This is a genomic window from Agathobaculum sp. (genome assembly GCF_022775115.1).
Lineage (GTDB): Bacteria > Bacillota > Clostridia > Oscillospirales > Butyricicoccaceae > Agathobaculum.
Genome location: NZ_JALFLA010000081.1, coordinates 1 through 4,111, shown reverse-complemented (window position 1 = coordinate 4,111; position 4,111 = coordinate 1). Strand labels below are relative to the sequence as shown.

Genomic DNA, 4,111 nt, shown 5'->3' with positions numbered 1-4,111 from the left:
CATATTCTTAGGAGGCGTGTGCTCTATCCAACTGAGCTATTGGGACGTATTTCATTTTTTTGTCAGCCTCCGTAATGATCGGACTCAGCTCCCAACGAAGGTTTTTCCAAGGTGAGCGTTATAACGTAACCTTAGGAGGCGACCGCTCTATCCAACTGAGCTACAGGGGCATGTACAAGAATAATTCAGTTTTCCGGCTCGGCAGGCTGTGAGTCGCCCGTCTCTCACTTTTTCAAAAGCAAGCGCGGTATGCTGCCGGGCAGCATGGGCGTGGGGGGAGGGGGATGCGCTTCCGACAGAAGGAAGGAGCGCACGATTATTAATTATGATACCGCAAACGCAAAAAAATGTCAATGGAGCATCGCGCTAAAAATACATAAAACTTCAAAAACAATCGATTGACCTGCAAAAAAGATTGCGCGGCCGCGTGGAAAATGGTATGATAAAAATAAGTGAGACAGAGCACAGGGCACAGCGTCCGTTCGGCTCTGCTTCGCGGCCAAAGGAGGGGCGTATTCGTGAAACAAATGCACATCACTGAAACCGTGCTGCGAGACGCGCAGCAGTCGTTGATTGCGACCCGAATGCCGTTCGGGGACTTTGAAGGCGTGCTGGATGAGATGGACAAGGCAGGCTATCATTCCATCGAATGCTGGGGCGGCGCGACTTTTGACAGCTGCCTGCGCTATCTGCACGAAGACCCGTGGGAGCGTCTGCGCAAAATCAAGGCCCACATGAAGAACACCAAACTGCAAATGCTGCTGCGCGGCCAGAACCTGTTGGGTTATCACCACTATTCTGATGACACCGTGCGCCGCTTTGTGCGCAAATGTGTGGAGAACGGCATGGATATCATCCGCATCTTTGACGCACTCAACGATCTGCGCAATATCGAGACCGCGGTGGACGAATGCTTGAAGGCGGGCGGGCACGCACAGGGCTGCATCTGCTATACACTGAGTCCGATCCACAATCTGGATATGTTTGTCGCGCTCGGCAAGCAGATCGAGACCATGGGTTGCCAAAGCCTGTGTATTAAGGATATGGCGGGCATCATGTCGCCGCAGGAGTGCTATGATTTGGTCACCGCGCTGCGCAAAAACATTGACCTGCCGATCTATGTCCATACCCATGCGACGACCGGCCTTGGTTATATGACCTATCTGAAAGCCGCCGAGGCGGGTGCAGCCGGTATCGACTGCGCGACCTCGTGCATGTCGGGCGGGACCAGCCAGCCTGCGACCGAGTCGCTCGTCTATGCGCTGACGCAGATGGGCTATGACTGCGGTGTTGACCCGGCGGCGCTCAAGCGGGTCAATGACTATTTCCTGCCGGTCAAGGAGCGCTTTTCGGCCAGCGGCACGTTCGACCCGTATGTGCTCTCTACCAAAACCGACGCGCTGACCTACCAGATTCCGGGCGGTATGCTGTCCAATCTGGTTGCGCAGCTCAAGGCACAGAACGCAATCGACAAGCTAGACGCTGTGCTGGCGGAGACCCCACGCGTGCGCGCTGATCTCGGCTATCCGCCTCTTGTTACGCCGCTGTCCCAGATGGTCGGCGTGCAGGCAACCGTTAATGTGCTGCTCGGTGAGCGGTATAAGAATATCGGCAAGGAGATCAAGAGCTATATCAGGGGCGAATACGGCAAAGCACCGGGCGAGATCGACCCCGCGCTGGCGCGTAAGGTGCTGGGCGATGAACAGCCGATGAGCGGCCGCTTTGCGGACACGCTTGCGCCCGAGTATGAAGCGGCCAAGGCGGCGCTGGGCGACCGTGCCACCAGCGAGGAGGATGTCCTGTCCTATATCGCCTTCCCGCAGCAGGCCGAGCAATTCTTCGAGCGTCGGGCAAAAACCTTCACCGCAAGCTATTTGTTTAAGGAGGTCGGCTGAACATGATACAAGGTCCGCTCAGTACGATTGACGCGCTGATGGTGGCGCTGTCCGGTTTTGTGATCGTCTTTTTAATGTTGGCTGCCCTGTGGGGTATCATTCTGGTGGTGTCGCGCGTGGTCGGAGGGCTGGCGGCAAAGCCCGTGCCCGCACCCGCTGCACAGGCTGCGCCCGTACCCGCCGCACCTGTGCCCGCCGCGCCGCCCGTGCGGTGGGTGGAGCTGGTCGGCATTGATGATACGCAGGCCGCCTGTGTGATGGCGATCGTCAGCCATGAGACAGGCATACCGCTTGACCAGCTCGTATTTAAATCGATCAAGGCAAAGTAAGGGGGAAACAGAACGATGAAATACATGGTTACACTCAACGGCAAGCAGTATGAGGTAGAGGTGGAAAAAGGCTCGGCCAGTGCGCTCTGCGTGGGCAGCGCCCCGGCGACGCCCGCTCCGGTCGCCGCGCCTCCCGCACCCGCACCGGCTGCTCCTGCTCCTGCGCCGGCTTCCGCCCCGGCAGCGAGTGGTGAGGTTGTTGTCGCGCCCATGCCCGGTACGATTCTGGATGTGCGCTGCGCTGCCGGTCAGGCGGTCAAGGGCGGCGATGTACTGTTCATTCTGGAGGCCATGAAGATGGAAAACGAGATCTGCGCGCCGCACGACGGCACGGTCTCCTCGGTCAGCGTGCAGAAGGGCGCGACGGTCGAGACCGGCACCGCGCTGTGTGCGCTGTAACGGGGGAGGCGCGAAATCATGCAATTTTCGTTCTTCACCGCCCTGCAGGAGATACTCTCCGGTTCGGGCTTTGCCGCGCTGGCGCGCGATCCCCGGCAGCTTATCATGCTCCTGATCGCGTTTGTGCTGCTGTACTTGGGCATTGCCAAAAAGTTTGAGCCGCTGCTGCTGGTGCCGATCGCCTTTGGCATTTTGCTGTCCAACATGCCGCTCACCGGGCTGCTCAACGAGCCGATGAACGGCGCAAGTCCGGGTATGCTGTGGGTGTTCTATCAGGGCGTAGAACATGCCATCTACCCGTCGATCATCTTTCTCGGCATCGGCGCAATGACTGATTTTGGTCCGCTGATCGCGCGCCCGTCCTCGCTGCTGCTGGGTGCAGCAGCGCAGCTGGGCATCTTTTCAGCCTTTCTGTTGGCGCTGGCGCTGGGCTTTCCGAGCGCGGTGGCCGCTGCTATTGGCATCATCGGCGGTGCGGACGGCCCGACGGCCATCCTTGTCGCCTCGCGTCTGGCTAAGGATTACCTGCCGGCGATCGCCATCGCGGCGTATTCCTACATGGCGCTCATCCCGATGATCCAGCCGCCCATCATGCGCCTGCTTACGACCGAGAAGGAGCGGCAGATCAAGATGGAGCAGCTCCGTCCGGTCTCCAAGGCAGAAAAAATCGTCTTCCCGATTGCGGTAGCGACCTTTGTCATTCTGCTGATCCCGGACACCGCACCGCTCATCGGTATGCTGATGCTGGGCAACCTGTTCCGTGAGTGTGGCGTGTGTGAGCGTCTGTCTGACACCGCTCAGAACGCCCTGATGAACATTGTCACCATTCCTCTGGGCCTGTCCGTGGGCTGCAAGGCTGTGTATGACAAGTTCCTGACCTTCCAGACCGTGTCCATCATCGTGCTGGGCCTGCTGGCCTTCCTGCTGTCCACCGCTGGCGGTGTGCTGCTGGGCGATCTGATGTACATCCTGACCAAGGGTAAGGTCAACCCCCTCATCGGCTCCGCCGGTGTGTCTGCTGTTCCCATGGCCGCCCGTGTCTCTCAGACCGTGGGCCAGAAGGAGAACCCCTCCAACTTCCTGCTCATGCACGCCATGGGCCCCAACGTGGCCGGTGTTATCGGCTCCGCTGTGGCTGCCGGCTTCATGATCAAGGTGTTTGGCGGCTAATCTCAATTGGATCAGCGGTAAAATCCGCGGCGCAGAATTGCGCCGCGGATTTTTGCGCTTGTAGTTTGAAAAGGAGATGCTATGGAGCCCTACTACTATCAGCGATTAAGTAAGCCCATGCAGGAGGCCTACCATGCAATCAAACGGGGGATAGAAAGTCTGAGCCCAGCCTTCCCGGTACCTCGGCTGGAGATGGAACAGCTAAGTGAGGTGCTGTTTTATCTGCGCCTGGATTGTCCGGAGATTTTCTACATCACCAACTTTTCGTGTCGGGTCCATCCGGACGCCTTGCGGGTAGAGTTCTGTCCCGAGTATCTC

4 protein-coding genes and 1 pseudogene are annotated in these 4,111 nt (G+C 58.5%); all 5 read left to right on the top strand.

Features of this window, described 5'->3' with window-relative positions; translation table 11 throughout:
• Positions 1 to 527 precede the first annotated feature (527 nt).
• Positions 528 to 1,895 carry a pyruvate carboxylase subunit B gene (locus MR935_RS09745; protein ID WP_442863036.1) on the top strand — a complete coding sequence of 456 codons (1,368 nt, stop codon included), beginning with the start codon at positions 528 to 530 and terminating at the stop codon, positions 1,893 to 1,895.
• Positions 1,896 to 1,897: 2 nt separating this feature from the next.
• Positions 1,898 to 2,224 carry an OadG family transporter subunit gene (locus MR935_RS09740; RefSeq protein ID WP_290573069.1) on the top strand — a complete coding sequence of 109 codons (327 nt, stop codon included), beginning with the start codon at positions 1,898 to 1,900 and terminating at the stop codon, positions 2,222 to 2,224.
• Between the two features lie 15 nt (positions 2,225 to 2,239).
• On the top strand, positions 2,240 to 2,623 hold the full coding sequence (locus MR935_RS09735) for a biotin/lipoyl-containing protein (RefSeq protein WP_290573068.1): 384 nt from the start codon (positions 2,240 to 2,242) through the stop codon (positions 2,621 to 2,623).
• Between the two features lie 18 nt (positions 2,624 to 2,641).
• Positions 2,642 to 3,793 (top strand): sodium ion-translocating decarboxylase subunit beta, encoded by a 1,152-nt coding sequence (locus MR935_RS09730; protein WP_290573067.1) that lies wholly within the window; start codon positions 2,642 to 2,644, stop codon positions 3,791 to 3,793.
• An 81-nt stretch (positions 3,794 to 3,874) separates the two neighbouring features.
• Positions 3,875 to 4,111 (top strand): annotated as a pseudogene (locus MR935_RS09725) (transglutaminase domain-containing protein); the annotation flags it as partial.